Source organism: Marinoscillum sp. MHG1-6 (genome assembly GCF_024714475.1).
In the GTDB taxonomy this organism is placed as follows: Bacteria; Bacteroidota; Bacteroidia; order Cytophagales; family Cyclobacteriaceae; genus JAMZMI01.
The window spans coordinates 774,450-792,410 of sequence record NZ_JAMZMI010000001.1; the positions used below are offsets into that span (position 1 = coordinate 774,450).

Consider the following 17,961-nt stretch of genomic DNA (forward strand, 5'->3'; position numbering starts at 1 on the left):
ATGTTAGCGTGAGTTCAACAAGGGAATGCTCATCAAAGCATGTATCGCAAAATGCAGGTCCCCATTTTCAAGTGCCAGTTTGGCTGCATGTTCGATTTTCTCCTCCCGATTTTCTCTGGATTGAGTGACCACATAGATGTAATCACTGATATATTCCTGATTGGGTTCCATCGTTGTGGCATTATTAAAAAATGCTTCTATCTCATCATTTGTGGGGAGCTTTGCCAGACCGCCCAATCTTCCCAGGTTATTGCCTGTTAGAATCTTTGAATTTCTAATATGCTCCGGGAGCAAATCAATTCCTACCCCTAGTCCATTGGGTTTCGCAAGTTCGAACATGGCGTTTCCGATGGCCCGGGTGTAATAGCTCCCCCCATTGCGACCAACCAGATCGATTCGATCAGGTGGGATGGTTCCATTTTGATAAATGGCCTCTCTCACATGAATAAGTACTACTTTGCAGATAACCAGATTGCCAGACCCTTTGTCGCCACCCAATGAAATGATTCGATCCGCCTTACATTCCATTTGAAATGGTGATTGCCAGACTCTTTTTGGTGCTACCATTTCAGAATCAATAGGAGTTAGTCCACTTTTCTCGAACTCGTTGATATCACTCGGATAAAGTGTTGAAGCAAGGTTGATTTGTTCAACGATGGAATAAGGGACGGCCTGAACCACACATTCCGGCACCTCCTTGAGATTATTGAGGGTGTCCTTTACTGATCCATCTTTTCCGCTATTTGCTGGAGAAAATGCCACATAAGGTGGATTAGCTCCAAACGCATTAAAAAAGGAGAATGGCGACAAGTTGGGGATGCCATCTTTTGAGACAGTGGAAACCAGTGCTATGGGACGTGGTGCCACTCCACTAAGCAGGAGTTGATGAACTGTTTTTGTGTCAGCTTGATCGGGGTTGATGGTCAGGTATGGGGATCTTTCAGGCATCGAGGAAAGTTTATGTTGTCTTTTTCTTTTCTAATATCGAATAGTTCTTTTTGGACTTTCTGATACGATTGGTCAAACTACCCAATCCCTCAATCTTCAACTCGATTTCATCCCCCTGTTCCAGCCAGATAGGCTCGAACGGTTCACCACTTTCTTTGGCTTGTAATGCCCATGTTCCGTTCAATTCCAGGTAACATCCGGTACCCACAGTACCGGAGCCTATGACATCTCCGGGAAAAATCTCTGTTCCATAAGAACATCTTTCAATGATCTCGGCAAAAGTCCAGTTCATGTCCTTCATGTTACCTAAAGATACGGGTTGTCGGTTATGAAAAGCCTCCATTTTGAGATTATAACTGTTCCCAAATGCGGTCTCCACCTTAAGATCCACCAGTTCATCGGGGGTCACCAGCCAGGGACCAATAGTAGTCGCAAAGTCTTTTCCCTTGGCCGGGCCCAGGTTCAATTTCATTTCCTCCATTTGCAATCTACGGGCAGACAGATCATTCATGATGGTAAATCCGGCAATGTATTCGTCTGCTTTGGAAGAGGGGATGTTCTTGCCTCGTTTTCCTATCACGACGGCCACTTCAAGCTCAAAGTCCAGTTTAAACAGGTGATCATTTTCCACAGTTATGTCTCCAGGGCCGTAGATGGCGTTGTGATTTGTGAAGTAGAAGATCGGAAATTGATCAAATTCGGGGATCATATCCACCCCTCGATTTCTTCGTGCCGTGGCCACATGCTGCCTGAAGGCATAGGCATCACGACATGAAGTAGGATTGGGAACGGGCGCCAACAGGTGTGGATCCGGTATGGATGTCCCGATCTTTCCCTTGACAATGGCCGCCTCCACTTTTTTGGCGATATCCATACCTGATTCCTCCATCATAAGCAGTTCCAGCATCGTTGCAGGAAGTTCCAACCCGATTTGTGCTGCATGATGCATCAGGTCATAAACTTGCCCATTGATCAATAGGCCGCTTCTGTGTTTATTTTCGATTTGGTAGGATACGAATTTCACGCTACTGGATGTTTGAGCTTGTCAATTAATTTCTGATATTCTTTGGTAATGACCTCAACAGCGAACTCTGTTTCTTCTATTGTGCCGGAGTTGATACGAATACCCTGCGGAATGCCGAAAGTATCTACATGCCTTACAATCAACCCTCTGTTGAGACAACCTGAAGCAAATTCCTCGGCAAACTTCTCCGTTGGCATCAGCATGAGAATAAAATTGGTATGAGAGCGTACATATTCAATTCCCAGATCATCGAAACACTTGTAAAGGATGTTAAGTGATTGCTTGTTGAGCTCGATGGTCTGTTTCAAAAAAGCCTCATCATCTAAAGCAGCAATCGCTGCTGCCTGGGCAAGGTTATTGGGTTCGAAAGGTAATTTAACCTTATACAAAGCCTCAATCACGTGATCCGGCCCAACAGCAAATCCGACCCTCAAACCAGCGAGTCCATATACTTTGGAAAAAGTGCGGGTGACGACCATGTTTGGATAGTCATAGGCCACTCCATTGGGATAACTCTCATTTTCTGAAGCATAAGCCGTGTAAGCCTCGTCAAGCACCACCATGATATGATTCGGGACCTGATCCATAAATGATTCAAAGGTTTTGCGATCGATCATCGTTCCCGTTGGGTTGTTTGGGTTTGCGATGTAGATCATCATGGTTTTTTCATTGATCGCTTTAAGGATACCATCGAGGTTGAAACCATGGTTATTCATTGGCACCTGAATAAGCTTTCGTCCCATTTTACGGATAGAAACGTACATGCCGATGAAGGTTCCTTCCGAAGTGATGATCTCGTCGTCTTCCGTGGTAAAAGCGCTGACGATATAAGCCAGTAAGGAATCAGTCCCATGGCCACAGATAATATGATTTGGTTGTATACCATATTTTTTTGCTATGGCCTGAACCAAATTATAGGAGGACGGATCTGTATACCTGTGAAGACCGGTAAGTGATGAATTGATTGCCTTCATGGCCATTGGACTTGGACCTAGAGGGTTTTCAGCGGAAGCTAATTTTACTATTCGGGTGAGGTTTTTTTCTCGAGCCAGCTGCTCAATGGATAGGCCGGCCTTGTAGGGCTTTAATTGTTGTATAAATGGAGGTATTTTGATCATAGCCAGGATTTCGCGTAATCTTTATCAATCGTTTTTTTCACTGCCAATGTTGGCTGTAGTGCCTCATAGGTGTCGATCATGACAGCATACTCCTCTGTTTTCCTTGCCCCAATGGAAGCCTCCGTTTTTCCCGGTTGGGGTCCGTGAGGCATGCCACCCGGATGCAGCGTGATCGACCCTTCCTCCACACCTTTTCTTGACATAAAGTCGCCTTCGACGTAGTATAACACCTCATCGCTGTCAATGTTTGAATGAAAATAGGGTGCGGGCACAGCGGATTCATGAAAATCAAAAAGGCGCGGCACGAAATTGCAAACCACGAATGATCTGGTTTTATAAAGCAGATGAACCGGAGGAGGCAGGTGAATGCGGCCTACTTTGGGGTGATAATCCTTGATATTGAAGGTAAATGGGTAAAGGAATCCATCCCATCCTATCGCACCGAAGGGATGATGCGGTACGATGTGTTCAAAGAACCGATCCTTCATCTTCACTACGATTCGAAAGTCTCCTGTACCTGTTTTGGGTTCTGTATATTCAGGAGGACGAAAATCACGCTCGCTATAAGGCGCATGTTCGGTCATTTGACCATATTCATTCTTATAATGATTGGGAATTTCAAATGCGGTGTCTGACTCGATAATTAACAATTTATTGTTTTTGAAATCATCGAATTTCAATTGATAGGTGGTAGCTCGAGGTACCACAATCTGGTCTCCTGGCCCAAAGGTATTTTTACCATATTGACTATAAAAGGCGCCTGTGCCATGATGTATAAACAAGTACTCGGCTCCACCACCATTTCGGTAAAAGTCATTGGTGTCTTCGGTGACCCTGGCACAAGAGATTTTACACGTATGATTTTTCAGGAAAGTCTCACGGGCCGTAATGAAGTTGCCTTTTTTCTCGCTCTTATCGGTATAACAGTGATAATATAGCGCAGGAGCTTCTGGCCAGTCGTCCTCACGATGTCCGAGTTCCTTCACGGATTTTACCGCAGTCGGGAGAAAATGGTGATAGATCGTAGAATAAATTCCCGAAAAGCCTTTACTGGATACGAGCTCCTCACGATAGAGCGTCTTCCCATCCGGCTGATAGAAGGTCGTATGTTTTACCCTTGGAATCTCACCTACTTTATGATAAAATGGCATAGTCTCTCAGTTTGGGTTTAACATGGTGGCATCACTGCCTCCGGTTCTTTGTCCAGATTGCCCCGTAGTTTTTGGTCGAGTTCTATCGATTCAAATAGCGCCTGGAAGTTTCCTTTTCCAAAACCTTCGGCACCCTCTCGTTGTATAAATTCGAAGAAAAATGTAGGACGATCACCGATTGGTTTGGTGAAGAGTTGGAGCAAATATCCTGTAGACTCTTTATCACATAGTATTTTCAGCCGTTGCAGATCGCCAATATCCTCGGCTATCTGGATGTCTTCCCGTTCTCGGAGCATATCATAATAGGTGTCCGGCACATCCAGAAACTCTAATCCGTTTTTACGAAGTGCTTCCACGGTTTTGACAATATCGGTGGTTTGCAGAGCGATGTGCTGGACTCCGGAACCATGATATTGCTCAATGTATTCCTCAATCTGTGACTTTTTTTCAGCCGCATAAGGTTCATTGATCGGGTTTTTAATCACCGAATCAGAAGAGCGAACAACCTTAGATAAAAGGGCCGAGTATTTCGTGCCGATGTCTCCTGGCTTGAAATCCACAAACGTCTCAAAGCTCATGGCTTTGTTAAAGTAGTCTGCCCACAGGTTCATCTCATTTTCACGAACATTGCCCACGATATGATCAATTCCGATAATGCCGGTTTCTTCAGCTTCTATGTTGATATGTTGCCGAGGTTCACAATAACCAGGCATGAAGATGTAGTTGTAATGATCCCGATTGACGTAAACCAATTCTGTATCATCATAAAGTCTGATGGCAGCCTCCGTGACATAGCCATGCTTGTCTTCAATGGCTTCAGGTTTTCTTACCATTACCGCGCCATGCTGTGTGGCGTATTTGAATGCGGCCTCCACGTTGTCCACCTCAACTGCCCACCGCTTAACCCCATCGCCATGTGTATTGATGAAGCTGAGCACCTCAAAGCAGGAGGGTTGAACGGCCGAGGTGATGACAATTTTTAAATTGTTATTTTGAAGGTAGTAGGAGACCCGATCACGTGTCCCTGTTTCCGGGCCAATGTAGCCTGTGATCTTCATGCCCATGGCTTTGGCATACCAATAGGCAGTCATTTTGGCTGACCCAACATAGAACTCAACAAAATCATAGCCTCTGATACCAAGTACATTTGACATAATTCTTCATTTTAGGGTTAACGATGTTCATTTTTCTTGTAGCTGGGTTGGATGTATAATGGCAACACCACTCTCAATGAGGTGTTTCTTTTGGGGTAATTTCTTTTTCAATTGATCTAAATAGGTTTCTACTTCCTCACGGAACATGAGGTCATTTTCACTGGCTTCCAAAAGCTCCAGAGGCAGCAACCAATCCTTGGGATGATCTTTTTTCAGCTTGTTAAGCACCTCATCCAGGTGGATGGATTTATGGTGCCCTTCCCGATAGTCACGCACCTGCTGATACAAGTGCTCTAATTCAATAGTTTTGTGTGACTTAGCGGCATGGATGGTCGTCTCTTCAGGTACATGGGCATCCATTTCAAAGCTGTTGAGATCTGCAGGACCATTGAAAGCGGAGACTACTTTTTTACCAACAGCCATGTGAAAGACGCCCTGATCCGGGTGGAAAAGAACTTCATCCTGATATTTCACTGTGCAGTTTCTAAAGCTGATAAGCATGATTTTTCCCTGCAGGTTTCGCATGCCCGTGATTACCTCACCGGACAAAGAAATTCCTCCTTCAAATTCCAGGTGCGCAGTATGCCCTTCATAAATATCATAGACCTTCAGGTCACGAGGACTCATATCTTCAATGGCCAGGTTGATCCCTTTGAGTTTGCCCATCGGCGAACAAAACCCGGCTTTATATTTATCCGGACTATGACCAATCAATTCTTTTTCACGATAAGCGAGCGATGTAGGTCCTGCGGTAGAAAAATAAATGGGCTTGCCCTCATGCTCAATAGTGCGCGTAAAGACACCTGAAATTTGCAATCCTGTACTCAGCTCTATAGAACCTAAGGAAGCCGAACCGATCAGCTTTTCGATACCCTCAACACCTCCGGTTCGGATCACCAGGGTATTGGTAAATTCTTCGAGAACTTGACTTAAATGCGCAAAATCAGGAGTAACAAAGAGCTGGGGTTGTGGCTTGGTGATATCATAATCCTGATAGGCCGCTTCAATGGTCAAGGGCATTTTTTTCACCTTGTCAGTGAGGCACCAGGTACTCTCACCGATGGAGGAGAGCAATCCGGCACCGTAAATCCTTGGATTTTCCAGGGTACCAATAAGGCCATATTCCACAGTCCACCAGTGCAATCTTCTAAGAAGGGTCATTTCGCTGGGTTCACCCATATTGGCAGACAAGTACGCTATTTTCTCTTCTGCCTGCTTAATCTCTTTTTTGGTAGTGCCAGTAGCTTCTTTGATAATTGAAAGATGTCTAATGGCTTCATAGAGCTCGTAATCTTTTTTGTTAGAAATGGCCTTGGCCCCGATCTCACCAAAATGTCTTAAAAACTCGCTGTAGTCAGGATTGGCGATGATAGGTGCATGCCCGGCGGATTCATGAATGATATCAGGTGCAGGAGTATATTCTATATGTTCCATCTGTCTGATATCAGAGGCAATAACCAGGACGTTGTAGGCCTGAAAGTCCATAAATGCTGCCGGTGGGATAAATCCATCTACCGCTATAGCCGCCCAGCCTATTTTTTTTAAGATGCGGTTCATCCCATACATATTGGGGATGCGTTCCGTGGAGATTCCGGCAGCTTTTAATCCGTTTAGATAGGATTCATGAGCAACATCCTTGAGGTAATTCACATTTTTGCGCATGACGTAGCGCCAAACAGCCTGGTCGATGGCTGAATACTGGTCATAGTCCTGAGGTTTAATGAACTGTCGCAAGTGTGCGGGCAGTTTGTCTATAACCGGGTTACCTATGTAAGACTTTGCAGTCATAAGGGGTGCATTAGGTACCTCAAATTTACCGAAAATGGCCTATTAAGCCAATTTTGGACATTTTGTGTGCTTCAAATTACATGAATGGAATCATGTATTATTTTAAACGTAATAGCCCGATGATTTGGTTGGAGGGATGGAGGAGGGGATAAATCCATCCGTAATTTCTCCGGGTCATGAATTATTAGCTAAAAGGGCTATTGTCGCGTGTAAACCTCAATATTTGTACAGCCATCATATTCGTCCTTGCCTAGATTAATATTTAACTCATCTTCATTGACGGAGTACTCCCAAGTAATCGTAATGGTATAATTATCTTGACTCACCGTAATGGTAAGCTGATTTCCTTTTGTTGAATAAGTACCAGAAAGTGTTTCACTTACTCCATTCCAGGTATCTATAATTTCAAAGATGCCTCCGGGTTTGAAAACATATTGGGTACAGTAGTTTTCATCACAGGTTTCTTCCCATATGTAGTCATCCGCACTATTGTCGCAATCTACGTAGGTATCCATTGTCCAGGCCCACGTTCCAAGTAGCGATCCTCCGCTATTTTCTCCGTCTTCGTCACAACAGGTCAGGAAAAGGCAGAAACAAAGCAGAATACCTAAGAATTTGATGGACGAGGATTTCATGCGATTAGAATTTGGTGAATCTTATTAAAGATAGTCAATTAATAGGTTACCGTTTGATTTGATTTTTGGATAGAGTCATCAGATATGTTCTGAGGTAGTTGGTTTAGTAAAATGCATCTTCGATATGCTCCAGTTCAGACTCCTTGATGGCAATGATGTCGAAGCGGATATCCTTTTTCCAGTTGATTCCATGGATGTATTCTTCAGCTGCATTTATGATATGTTGCTGCTGGTTTTCGGTTACAAAAGTTTCAGGTTCACCGAAGGCATTGTTCTTTCGCAGTTTCACTTCAAAGAACACCAATAGTTGATTTTTCCATAGTCCAATGATGTCTATTTCACCCCTTCCATGGCGGTAGTTTCGTTCCAGTATCTCGAAACCCTTTTCTTCAAGATGAGAAACCGCGCGATCTTCACCATATTTGCCGAGGAGTTGATTTTTCATGGTTTAAAAATATTATTTGTGGAAGATCATTTGCCGGATAGTCGGTAGAAATGTGAAGAACTTCTCCTCTCTTTCACATGTTTCAAGCATGATGTAATCGTTCATAAGATGAACAAAAGGACTCAATTCATACATTTAGGAACTAAAGATTATCAGGAAACCTGGGATTATCAGGAAGAAGTCTTTGCTCAGGTTGTAGAAAAGAAAATTGCCAATCGAAAGCTGGAAGAGAAGGATCGCATGCCGACAGAAAACTTTTTGATCTTTTGCTATCATCCTCATGTTTATACTTTAGGTAAAAGCGGTAAACCGGAGCATTTGCTTTTAGACGAAGAAGGACTGATTCAGAAATCTGCTTCTTATTATGAGATCAACCGGGGAGGTGATATTACTTATCATGGCCCGGGTCAGATTGTAGGCTATCCTATATTGGATTTGGACAATTTTTTTACGGATATTCATAAGTACCTGAGGTATTTGGAAGAAGCGGTCATACTGACTTTAGATGATTTTGGAATCGAGGGTGGTAGAATAGATGGGTTAACCGGAGTTTGGATCGATTGGGAGGATCCGGAAAAGGCACGAAAAATATGCGCTTTGGGTGTGAAGGCCAGTCGTTGGGTAACCATGCACGGATTTGCGCTCAACGTGAATGTGGATCTGGACTACTTCAACAATATTGTCCCGTGTGGCATTGATGACAAAGCGGTTACTTCTATGCAGAAGGAGTTGGGTCATGAACTGCCATTGAAGGATGTAGAAGAACGATTAAAACTGCATTTGAGTGAATTATTTGAAATGGAGCTGATATGAGAAAGGACATCAATTTCCCAAAGATCGAGGACGTCTTGGTGGCGATTGTGAAGGATGATGAAGGCTGGAAAGTATACTTGCTAAACCGAGGTGATAATAAACTCGAAACAGTGATGGTTACTTCAAAGGGCTATGGAAAGAAGGAGGGTAAAGACCAGAAAACCTCTACGCTTCGGCACATGATCCCTTACCTCGAGCCTGGCATGTACGCCCTCATTGAGCCTATTGATGATCAGGTTTTCCATTTGAACAATGAGTATTGGGTGAGTTTTTTCATTGACGGACAGTTATTTGATAAAAAATATATTTTTGTTCCTGACAGTATAGTAACAGACAACCTCTCGTTTATTCCTGAACTGAAACTGGAGGGCGTACTACATGAATGATATGGATCACCGTCTCAGTAACCTCTTGATCGTTGACATAGAGACCGTAGCACAGGATGAACATTTTTCCGGACTTCCGGAGGACCTTCAAAAACATTGGGAGTATAAATCTGGTTTCCTTAGAAATGGGGATGAATTATCTGCAGAGGAGCTTTTTGAGGCACGAGCAGGTATTTATGCAGAGTTCGGAAAGGTGATCGTGGTAGCTTTCGGGATTTATCATCAGATGGAAAATGGGGAGTTGGCCATAAGGGTCAAATCCTTTGCATCAAATGATGAAAAGGAGCTATTGACGACGATTAAGGAATTTTTGGAGAAAAAATTTGATCCTGAGACCGTTCGACTTTGTGCGCACAATGGAAAGGAATTTGATTTTCCTTATTTGAGTAGAAGGATGTTGCTGAATGGATTGAAATTGCCATACGTGCTTGACAATTCGGGTAAAAAGCCATGGGAAGTAAATTTCCTCGACACCATGGAGATGTGGAAGTTTGGGGACCGCAAAAGTTATACTTCGCTAGATCTTTTGACTACCATTTTTGATATACCGTCCAGTAAGTCGGAATTGGATGGATCCAAGGTAAACTATACATATTACCATGAAACGGAAGGTTTAAAAAGAATTGAAAAATATTGTCAGGGAGATGTGATTGCCACCGCACAGCTTTATCTTAGGCTAAATTCCTTACCGCTAGTAGATCCTAAAAACATAACAACAGTTACTTAACTCTTCATGAGTAAAAAAAGAAAGAAAAAAGGATTAAAGAAGTCACCGAATACGTCTAAAATCAAAGAACTCAAAAGCGATCTACGAGAGACTTTTGCATTCAACCTGGGTCAGAGCTTCACTTACCGTCAGCTCATCAAAAAACTCAACCTTAGGGACAAGGCATCGAAGGAATCATTGAAGGATCTGCTTTTTAGCCTCGAGCGTAACGATCAGATTTCAAGAACCTCAGACGGTCGATTTACCAGTACGATGGAAGCTGAAACCTTTGAGGGAGTGGTGGATCATGTGAACCCTCGCTTCGCATATATCGTGGTTCCCGGTCAGGAACAGGATATCTATGTAAAGTCTAATGATCTCAAATTTGCGATTGATGGGGATACCGTTAAGGTACAGGTGACTACCCCTGCAAGCCACGGATTTAAGCCCGAAGGCAGGGTGACGGAAATCGTGAAACGCGCTAGAGAAGAATTTGTCGGAAGGATAGAGATTTCACCTAAGTTCTCTTTTGTTGTACCCGACAATCGAAATGTTCATTTTGACATATTTGTGTACCCCGAAAAAATAGGGGGTGCCAAAGTCAATGACAAGGTCGTGGTGAAGATTGACAATTGGCACGACGCTAAGAATAGAAGCCCGTTAGGGCATGTGACCGCAGTGCTGGGACAGGCAGGAGAAAATGAAGCTGAGATACACTCAATCATGGCCGAATTTGGTTTGCCCTTCAAATTCCCGGAACATGTTGAGCAGGCAGCTGCAGCGATACCAACCGAAATTACCGAAAAAGACCTTGAGAAAAGAAGGGACTTCCGGTCTGTGACTACTTTCACAGTCGACCCTGAGGACGCAAAGGATTTCGATGATGCGTTATCAATTGAACATTTGGATAATGGAGACTTTGAAATAGGGGTACACATCGCTGACGTATCTCATTATGTGAAAGAAAAGTCAATACTTGAAGCAGAGGCGCTGCAACGAGCTACATCGGTCTATTTAGTTGATCGTACTATTCCGATGCTCCCAGAGAAGTTGTCAAATGGACTTTGTTCCCTTAGACCCAATGAAGAAAAACTGACTTTCGCTGCGGTGTTCAAGGTGGACAAGGAAGGTAAAGTGAAAGGAAAATGGTTCGGGCGTAGCATCATTCTTTCTGATCGTCGCTTTACCTACGAAGAGGCACAAGAACGCATTGAAACAGGTGAAGGGGATCATGCGGAAGACCTACAAATCCTGAATGATTTGGCGAAGAAATTTAGAGGTAAGCGTTTCAAACAGGGTGCGGTGAACTTCGAGACGACAGAAGTCAAATTCAAATTGGATGAAAAGGGAAAACCATTGGAGGTAGTTCCGAAAATCCGAAAGGATGCCCACAAAATGATTGAAGAGTGGATGCTTCTTGCCAATCGAGAAGTGGCTACACATATCTTTAAATGGGGCAAGCAAGCCACCAAGGAAACACCGAATACCTTCGTATATCGTACTCACGATGATCCGGACCCGGAGAAGTTGGATAACTTCTCGAAGTTTGCCGCCCGGTTTGGACATAAGATGAAACTGGATGGTAATGTGTCCGGCAGTCTTAATAAACTCATGGAAGACATCGAAGGCAAACCGGAACAAAATGTGCTGGAATCTCTAGCCATTCGTGCGATGGCGAAAGCAAAATATACCACTCAGCCACTTGGACATTTTGGGTTGGCGTTCGACCATTATACTCATTTTACCTCTCCGATTAGACGTTACCCGGATGTAATGGTTCATAGGCTGTTATGGCATTATCTGGAAGGTGGTAAATCTCCTGAAGTGGACGAATATGAGAAAAAATGTATTCACTCATCCGAGCGTGAGAAAAATGCCGCCGATGCGGAACGCGCCTCAATCAAGTACAAGCAGGTTGAATTTATGCAAAGCATGCTTGGACAGGACTTTGACGGGATTGTCAGCGGGGTCACAGAGTGGGGTATTTACGTAGAGATCATCGAGACCAAATGCGAAGGGATGATCCGCATGGCTGACATGGATGATGACTTCTATGAATTTGACGAGAAAAATTTCCGTGTGATTGGGAGGCGCAATAAACGCATCATAACGCTTGGGGATAAGTTGACGGTCAAGGTGGTCAAAACAGACATTGACCGCAGAACGATCGATTTGTTTTTGGTGGATGAGAAGGAAGCCTAAAGAATTTCTTCCAGGGAGGGTTGAACCTCACTCTAAGTCCTACGATTAGGATGAACGATTGCTTCACTTCGTTCGCAATGAAACTTGATATTGAACGGTCATTGCGAATGAACGATTTGGAATTAAGTTGATAAAGCAATCTGTCGCTTGCAGGATTTTGTTATTAAATCCCCTTGTCTCAAATCACCCCCAATTCTTTTCCAACTTCCGAGAAAGCAGCAATCGCTTTGTCGAGATGTGATTTGTCATGAACCGCTGAGACCTGTACCCTGATTCTGGCCTGCCCTTTAGGAACTACTGGAAAATAGAAGCCAATCACATAGATGCCTTTATCCAATAGCCTCGAAGCCATTTCTTGGGACTTTTTCGCTTCATAAAGCATAATAGGCACAATTGGGTGCTCTCCGGGTTTGATATCAAAGCCTGCTTTGGTCATTTCCTGACGAAAATATTTTGTGTTCGCCTCGAGCTTATCTCTTAATTCAGTGGTTTCACTTAGCATGTCAATGACTGCTATTGAAGCGCCAACGATAGAAGGCGCCAGGGTATTCGAAAACAGGTAAGGTCTTGAGCGTTGTCTTAGTATCTCAATAATCTCCTTTTTACCGGAAGTAAAGCCTCCGGATGCCCCTCCCAAAGCTTTCCCGAGTGTGCCTGTAATGATGTCCACACGATCAGCACAATTCCGATATTCGGGTACGCCTCGACCGGTTTTACCAATAAAGCCCATCGCGTGGCATTCATCAGTCATCACTAACGCATCATATTTCTCAGCCAGATCACATATTTTATCCATTTGAGCAATGGTTCCATCCATTGAGAACACCCCATCCGTAACAATGATTTTACACTTTGCATCCTTGGCTTCGATCAGTTGAGCTTCTAAATCTGCCATATCATTATTTTGATAACGATACCGCTGGGCTTTACATAGCCGTACACCGTCTATGATAGAGGCGTGATTGAGCGAATCGGATATGATTGCGTCATCCGGTCCAAAAAGTGGTTCGAAAACTCCACCATTCGCATCAAAAGCAGCAGCATAAAGAATGGTGTCCTCTGTCCCCAGAAACGCGGAGATTCTTTGTTCCAGCTCCTTATGAATATCCTGCGTTCCACAGATGAATCTTACTGAGGACATCCCATATCCGTGCGTATCAATGGCTTTTTTAGCAGCTTCGATCACTTTGGGATGGGAGGAAAGCCCCAGGTAGTTATTCGCACAGAAGTTAATGACCTGCGAACCATCCTGAAGGGATATGTCAGCTTCCTGTGGTGAGGCAATCACACGTTCTTGTTTATATAATCCGGCGGACTTGATATCCTCAAGTTCTTTTTGGAGTTTTAATTTTAAAGAGGTGTACATGATGCTGTTGTTTTCTTATGGCTCATCAATGCTTACGAATGTAATAGATGCGGTGTTGATTTCCGCTTACTAGTTGACCGATGAACAATAGGACATTTTTAGCGGTTGAAGAAGCAAGTGAAGGTGAGCATTATTTGATGAGCGGCACCAGTTTAATCAATTCGAAAATTGAACTTTGCCTTGAGTAAAACAAGGATTCGCCATGGACAAAATTTTGATCATTGGTGCTTGCGGGCAACTTGGGACAGAATTGACATTGAAACTCAGAGCAATGAAGGGGAGGGATAGTGTCGTGGCCACTGACCTTCAGAATGAACCCCCAAAAATTGTTGGGGACGGCCCCTATGAACCTCTCAATATTCTTGATTCGGATCGATTTCATGAAATTTTGTCTACCCATGACATCAAAGAGGTCTATCATCTTGCTGCGATCTTATCAGCAAAGGGCGAGGACAATCCGAAATTTGCCTGGAAGCTAAACATGGAAAGCCTGCTTACCGTATTGGAGGCCGGTAGGAATAAGGTGAAAAAGATCTACTGGCCGAGTTCTATCGCTGTCTTTGGTAAGGACACTCCCAAGGAAAATGTTCCTCAAAAAACGATTATGAACCCTGATACCGTCTATGGCATTAGTAAACTGGCAGGTGAACGGTGGTGTGAATATTATTTTCAGAAATATGGAGTCGATGTAAGGAGTCTACGTTACCCCGGATTGATTGGCTATAAAGCCATGCCCGGTGGAGGAACTACTGACTACGCAGTTCATGTTTTTCATAAAGCTATCGCGAGAGAAAGCTACGAGTGCTTTATTGAGGAAGGTACCGTGCTTCCAATGATGTACATGGAGGATGCGGTACGGGCGACCATCGAGCTGATGGAGGCACCTATTGATCAGGTTAAGGTCAGAAGCTCTTATAACCTGGCCGCCATGAGTTTTTCACCGATGTCCATCACCACAGAAATTCGAAAGCATTACCCGGATTTTAAAATCACGTTCGTACCTGATTACCGACAAAAAATTGCGAATAGCTGGCCTGCAAGTATTGATGACTCAGAAGCCAGAGCCGATTGGGGTTGGAGGCATGAATATGGATTGCCTGAATTAGTGGAAACGATGATTGGTCACCTGAAGGACACCATTGTAGTAAGCTAAATGGTTGACTTTAAATCAATGCTCATCCGGATCTTCAACAAGAATGCGATGAGGCTGACCTGTTTCGTGAACGCGGAAGACTACCATTTTTGCTCCTTCGTCCAAAGCCGTAAAGCCATGAACTCTTTTTAGAGGGATTTTCCCGGCGTAGCCCGCTTTGACAATCATTTTATTATCCCCTTCAAGAAAGACCTCACCTGATCCCTCAAGGATATAGGCGTATTCAACTCCCGGATGATAATGAACAGGTAAAGCCATGTGTTTAGGAACTTCGACGTAGCTGACAATCACCTCAATCCCTTCGGCCATTTCAAGAGAATCCTGTAGCAGGTTCAATAATTTCAGTTGCTCAATTGGTACATTGGTTGAGGTGGACTGCTCCGAAGTCGTTTCTGTCTTACTAGTGCAAGACAAAAGGAATAATATTGAGATAAAGGCAAGAAATGAGGTTTTCATGATTGCTAAGTGTTAGGCAAGGTTGACCCAAATTGCGTACTTAAATTAAAGGGTTTAGGCGGTTAAAACAATCTTCTTAGGAAGCGGAATAGTCATTCCATAAAATTTAAGAGGCCACAAGTGGCCTCTTAAAATCATTACATCAATGTTTATTTTTTCAAAATCATTTTTTGAATAGAGCCTGATGAGGTCATAATTTTTACCAGGTAGCTTCCTCTGTTAAGAAAGTCAACATCAATAAGATTAACACCTTCATATCTGCAAATCAAACGTCCGGTAAGGCTATATATCTCAATATTGTCGATCCTATCAGTCACCTGAATATTTAAGAATGATTCCACGGGATTTGGATAGATGATGAGTTCCATTGATGATGGTTTGGTGCCTGTAATGGTGCCTGTGGTATCAGCTGAATTCCCTCCATCGATAGTTTCTCCTGTAGTATCACCTTCTGTTCCACCCCCACTTCCTTCTGTTTCTGAGCTTTCTCCACTCGTTGAGCTGCTATAAGTAATACTGATAAGATAGAGGTTAGCGACATCCACCTTGGTGATTTGGTGACTTCCGCTTGCAAGCGTCAAGGTAAGTATCCCATTGGTTATCGGTTGACTGACGCCATCAATTTTTATGTTTCCGGAAAATCCTTCATTAAAGACAAGGGTGAGCTCGCCTTCTTCGGTAGTGGTGAAATCCACTGTGGTGCTAGACTCAATTTTAAGGCATTGGGTTAAAGTAAGGTTTCCATAGGTTACTGTTCCTTTGGCATCAGAAAGATTTCCTGTAATGCTAAAATATTCACTGGAAAGACCGGAAATGGTAAAATTATGGACGATGTCACCAGTGATTTCACTACCACTACCTCCACCAGAACTCCCTCCGGATTCTCCGCCGTCAGAAGCACCCGGATCTCCACCACTGCTATTACCTGTTCCATCCCCATCTCCTTGAATAGAAACCAAACTTGTTTGATAGCTGGACAATGCGTTTTTTAATGCACTGTTCACATCGTATGAAGCATCGTCCACGGCGTTATTAAAGGTCCAGTCAAAGTCTCCTCCCCGGACACGCCCTGAATAGAAAATCACCTCGTCACGAGCTTGCTCAGGGCTATCAGCAGTATAGCTGTACATAATACTGCCATTTGTGTCGAAGTTGTTGTAGGTATTACTGCCATACGCTGAGGTGATGGAACTAGAGAGTGTCTCATTGCGCGTTGAAGTGACATAGGCATCAAACTCAACTGTGGCGTTGGGGTAGTCGGTGTCACCGTATGCCACGAATCGGCGCTGACCGGTCATAAAGTTGTTATAGGCTTTAATGGTTCCTCCATCTTCTTTCGAGAAGGTGGGCATGTCGGTGTAATCATTGGCTCCTGTACCTTCGTCATAAACATCCGAGCCTTGCATTGACGTTAACATCGGATATCTGCAATTTCTAAAATAGTTGCCTTCTACAAATACAGATGATCCTTCTGTTGAGCCGATTCCATATTTGGCGTTACCATCATAATAGTTGTTATAGACATGAGCGGAGTAAAAGCGCACTCTTGGGTGTCTGGAATCTGAGTGATCGTACCAATTGTGATGATAGGTTATATATAGACCTGAGGTAGTCCCCTCGCTTAGCCCTAAAAGATTAGATTTTCCTGTGTCCCAGAAGTGGTTGTATGAAAACGTAACGTAAGTAGATTTTTTACAATCCAACGCACCATCCCCTTTGGCCTGGTCCGCATCACCACCTGCGTCACCATAGAAAAAATCGTTGTGATGAACCCAGATATAGTCATTGTTTTGCTGGAGTCCTATGTTGTCGCCTTCCCCACTGTTACAGTTCATGGTGGCAAGATTGCGTACTTCGATATTCGTTGCATTTTTGATTCTGATGCCCCAGCCATCGGCTACAGCATCATCACCAATGCCCTCAAGGGTTATGTAACTTGAAGGGTTGTTTCCATTTTCAACCACTACATCTCCATTGAGCATGTAGGAGAGATCAGTGATCTGTCCAACTAATCGTATAATTAGGGGTCGATTGTCCTTCCCTTTCTTAAATCCATCCAGAATGGTTTGTAATCCGATACAGGGGTTGGTCGTAGCACCGGTAACATCCATAGAAATGATATTTTTGGTGTTTTCAGTAATGTAAAGTACAACAGCTCCACTTTTAGGAGTGCCATCGGCTTTGTAAGCGCCAGGAACGCGACCATTACTAAAGGAAAAGCCGGTTCGGTCATGAGCCGTTACCGTAAGGTTATCAGTTTCAGTTGGACTGCCCTCAATACCAGAAGTAACAGCGGCCACCTTGATGGTATATCTTCCGGCTTTTAGTCCGGGGATATCGGCTCGAAAATAAGAGCCATAGCTGCGAATAAGCTGATCATCGATTTGCTTATCGGTGACCCCTTCTCCGCTATAATATACATTGTAGGTATCAGCATTTTCTATCGGCACCCACTTGACGAAGGCGGATTCAATCCACCCCTGAGCCTCGGTAAAAGCAATCGATTGCGCATAAGAAGGAAAAAAAATGCAGACAAGAAGTAGAATACATAAAGAATGTTTCATGTGAAGTTTGGCGAAGGGTTATAATAGATGTCATTTAAATTCTACGAATGTA

The 17,961-nt window shown here is 43.6% G+C and carries 16 protein-coding genes; 5 read left to right on the top strand and 11 right to left on the bottom strand.

Features of this window, described 5'->3' with window-relative positions; all coding sequences use genetic code 11:
• Positions 1–3 precede the first annotated feature (3 nt).
• From NXR94_RS03400 to NXR94_RS03435, 8 genes are all read right to left on the bottom strand, one after another.
• Positions 4–948, bottom strand: coding sequence for a flavin reductase family protein (locus NXR94_RS03400; protein WP_258103166.1), 945 nt, complete (start codon positions 946–948; stop codon positions 4–6).
• 10 nt (positions 949–958) lie between these two features.
• Positions 959–1,972: a fumarylacetoacetate hydrolase family protein gene (locus NXR94_RS03405; protein WP_258103167.1), complete on the bottom strand. Its 1,014-nt coding sequence runs from the start codon at positions 1,970–1,972 to the stop codon at positions 959–961.
• Positions 1,969–3,090, bottom strand: coding sequence for a histidinol-phosphate transaminase (gene hisC / locus NXR94_RS03410; protein ID WP_258103168.1), 1,122 nt, complete (start codon positions 3,088–3,090; stop codon positions 1,969–1,971). The genes NXR94_RS03405 and hisC overlap by 4 nt, the downstream gene beginning before the upstream one ends.
• The gene (locus NXR94_RS03415; protein WP_258103169.1) at positions 3,087–4,241 is read right to left on the bottom strand and encodes a homogentisate 1,2-dioxygenase; all 1,155 of its coding nucleotides are present in this window, start codon (positions 4,239–4,241) and stop codon (positions 3,087–3,089) included. The genes hisC and NXR94_RS03415 overlap by 4 nt, the downstream gene beginning before the upstream one ends.
• A 17-nt stretch (positions 4,242–4,258) precedes the next feature.
• Entirely contained in the window at positions 4,259–5,395 is a 1,137-nt protein-coding gene (hppD, locus tag NXR94_RS03420; protein WP_258103170.1) for a 4-hydroxyphenylpyruvate dioxygenase, read from the bottom strand.
• Between the two features lie 27 nt (positions 5,396–5,422).
• The gene (locus tag NXR94_RS03425) at positions 5,423–7,183 is read right to left on the bottom strand and encodes an aromatic amino acid hydroxylase (protein ID WP_258103171.1); all 1,761 of its coding nucleotides are present in this window, start codon (positions 7,181–7,183) and stop codon (positions 5,423–5,425) included.
• 197 nt (positions 7,184–7,380) lie between these two features.
• Positions 7,381–7,818 carry a hypothetical protein gene (locus tag NXR94_RS03430; protein WP_258103172.1) on the bottom strand — a complete coding sequence of 146 codons (438 nt, stop codon included), beginning with the start codon at positions 7,816–7,818 and terminating at the stop codon, positions 7,381–7,383.
• Positions 7,819–7,921: 103 nt separating this feature from the next.
• Positions 7,922–8,263, bottom strand: a complete 342-nt coding sequence (locus NXR94_RS03435) for a YraN family protein (RefSeq protein ID WP_258103173.1) — start codon at positions 8,261–8,263, stop codon at positions 7,922–7,924.
• Positions 8,264–8,371: 108 nt separating this feature from the next.
• Here NXR94_RS03435 and lipB point away from each other — a divergent pair, with 108 nt between their 5' ends.
• From lipB to rnr, 4 genes are read left to right on the top strand one after another with little or no spacing between them, the layout of a single operon-like run.
• Positions 8,372–9,076 carry a lipoyl(octanoyl) transferase LipB gene (gene lipB, locus NXR94_RS03440; RefSeq protein WP_258103174.1) on the top strand — a complete coding sequence of 235 codons (705 nt, stop codon included), beginning with the start codon at positions 8,372–8,374 and terminating at the stop codon, positions 9,074–9,076.
• Positions 9,073–9,462 carry a hypothetical protein gene (locus NXR94_RS03445; RefSeq protein ID WP_258103175.1) on the top strand — a complete coding sequence of 130 codons (390 nt, stop codon included), beginning with the start codon at positions 9,073–9,075 and terminating at the stop codon, positions 9,460–9,462. The genes lipB and NXR94_RS03445 overlap by 4 nt, the downstream gene beginning before the upstream one ends.
• 1 nt (position 9,463) lies before the next feature.
• Positions 9,464–10,189 (top strand): ribonuclease H-like domain-containing protein, encoded by a 726-nt coding sequence (locus tag NXR94_RS03450; RefSeq protein WP_258103176.1) that lies wholly within the window; start codon positions 9,464–9,466, stop codon positions 10,187–10,189.
• Between the two features lie 6 nt (positions 10,190–10,195).
• Positions 10,196–12,370 carry a ribonuclease R gene (gene rnr, locus NXR94_RS03455; protein WP_258103177.1) on the top strand — a complete coding sequence of 725 codons (2,175 nt, stop codon included), beginning with the start codon at positions 10,196–10,198 and terminating at the stop codon, positions 12,368–12,370.
• 178 nt (positions 12,371–12,548) lie between these two features.
• On the opposite strand, the gene kbl is transcribed toward rnr, so the two are convergent.
• Positions 12,549–13,736: a glycine C-acetyltransferase gene (gene kbl, locus NXR94_RS03460; RefSeq protein WP_258103178.1), complete on the bottom strand. Its 1,188-nt coding sequence runs from the start codon at positions 13,734–13,736 to the stop codon at positions 12,549–12,551.
• Between the two features lie 202 nt (positions 13,737–13,938).
• On the opposite strand from kbl, the gene NXR94_RS03465 reads away from it, so the two are divergent.
• Positions 13,939–14,889, top strand: a complete 951-nt coding sequence (locus NXR94_RS03465; RefSeq protein ID WP_258103179.1) for an NAD-dependent epimerase/dehydratase family protein — start codon at positions 13,939–13,941, stop codon at positions 14,887–14,889.
• Positions 14,890–14,904: 15 nt separating this feature from the next.
• Here the strand turns inward: NXR94_RS03465 and NXR94_RS03470 are convergent, their stop codons facing one another.
• Positions 14,905–15,345: a cupin domain-containing protein gene (locus tag NXR94_RS03470; protein ID WP_258103180.1), complete on the bottom strand. Its 441-nt coding sequence runs from the start codon at positions 15,343–15,345 to the stop codon at positions 14,905–14,907.
• A 149-nt stretch (positions 15,346–15,494) separates the two neighbouring features.
• Positions 15,495–17,909 (bottom strand): T9SS type A sorting domain-containing protein, encoded by a 2,415-nt coding sequence (locus NXR94_RS03475; protein WP_258103181.1) that lies wholly within the window; start codon positions 17,907–17,909, stop codon positions 15,495–15,497.
• Positions 17,910–17,961 lie beyond the last annotated feature (52 nt).

Excerpts from the sequence above, each read along its gene's own strand:
- NXR94_RS03400 (WP_258103166.1), bottom strand. The coding sequence starts at position 948 with ATGCCTGAAAGATCCCCATACCTGACCATCAACCCCGATCAAGCTGAC.
- hisC (WP_258103168.1), bottom strand. The coding sequence starts at position 3,090 with ATGATCAAAATACCTCCATTTATACAACAATTAAAGCCCTACAAGGCC.
- NXR94_RS03415 (WP_258103169.1), bottom strand. The coding sequence starts at position 4,241 with ATGCCATTTTATCATAAAGTAGGTGAGATTCCAAGGGTAAAACATACG.
- hppD (WP_258103170.1), bottom strand. The coding sequence starts at position 5,395 with ATGTCAAATGTACTTGGTATCAGAGGCTATGATTTTGTTGAGTTCTAT.
- NXR94_RS03425 (WP_258103171.1), bottom strand. The coding sequence starts at position 7,183 with ATGACTGCAAAGTCTTACATAGGTAACCCGGTTATAGACAAACTGCCC.
- NXR94_RS03430 (WP_258103172.1), bottom strand. The coding sequence starts at position 7,818 with ATGAAATCCTCGTCCATCAAATTCTTAGGTATTCTGCTTTGTTTCTGC.
- NXR94_RS03435 (WP_258103173.1), bottom strand. The coding sequence starts at position 8,263 with ATGAAAAATCAACTCCTCGGCAAATATGGTGAAGATCGCGCGGTTTCT.
- lipB (WP_258103174.1), top strand. The coding sequence starts at position 8,372 with ATGAACAAAAGGACTCAATTCATACATTTAGGAACTAAAGATTATCAG.
- NXR94_RS03445 (WP_258103175.1), top strand. The coding sequence starts at position 9,073 with ATGAGAAAGGACATCAATTTCCCAAAGATCGAGGACGTCTTGGTGGCG.
- NXR94_RS03450 (WP_258103176.1), top strand. The coding sequence starts at position 9,464 with ATGGATCACCGTCTCAGTAACCTCTTGATCGTTGACATAGAGACCGTA.
- rnr (WP_258103177.1), top strand. The coding sequence starts at position 10,196 with ATGAGTAAAAAAAGAAAGAAAAAAGGATTAAAGAAGTCACCGAATACG.
- kbl (WP_258103178.1), bottom strand. The coding sequence starts at position 13,736 with ATGTACACCTCTTTAAAATTAAAACTCCAAAAAGAACTTGAGGATATC.
- NXR94_RS03465 (WP_258103179.1), top strand. The coding sequence starts at position 13,939 with ATGGACAAAATTTTGATCATTGGTGCTTGCGGGCAACTTGGGACAGAA.
- NXR94_RS03470 (WP_258103180.1), bottom strand. The coding sequence starts at position 15,345 with ATGAAAACCTCATTTCTTGCCTTTATCTCAATATTATTCCTTTTGTCT.
- NXR94_RS03475 (WP_258103181.1), bottom strand. The coding sequence starts at position 17,909 with ATGAAACATTCTTTATGTATTCTACTTCTTGTCTGCATTTTTTTTCCT.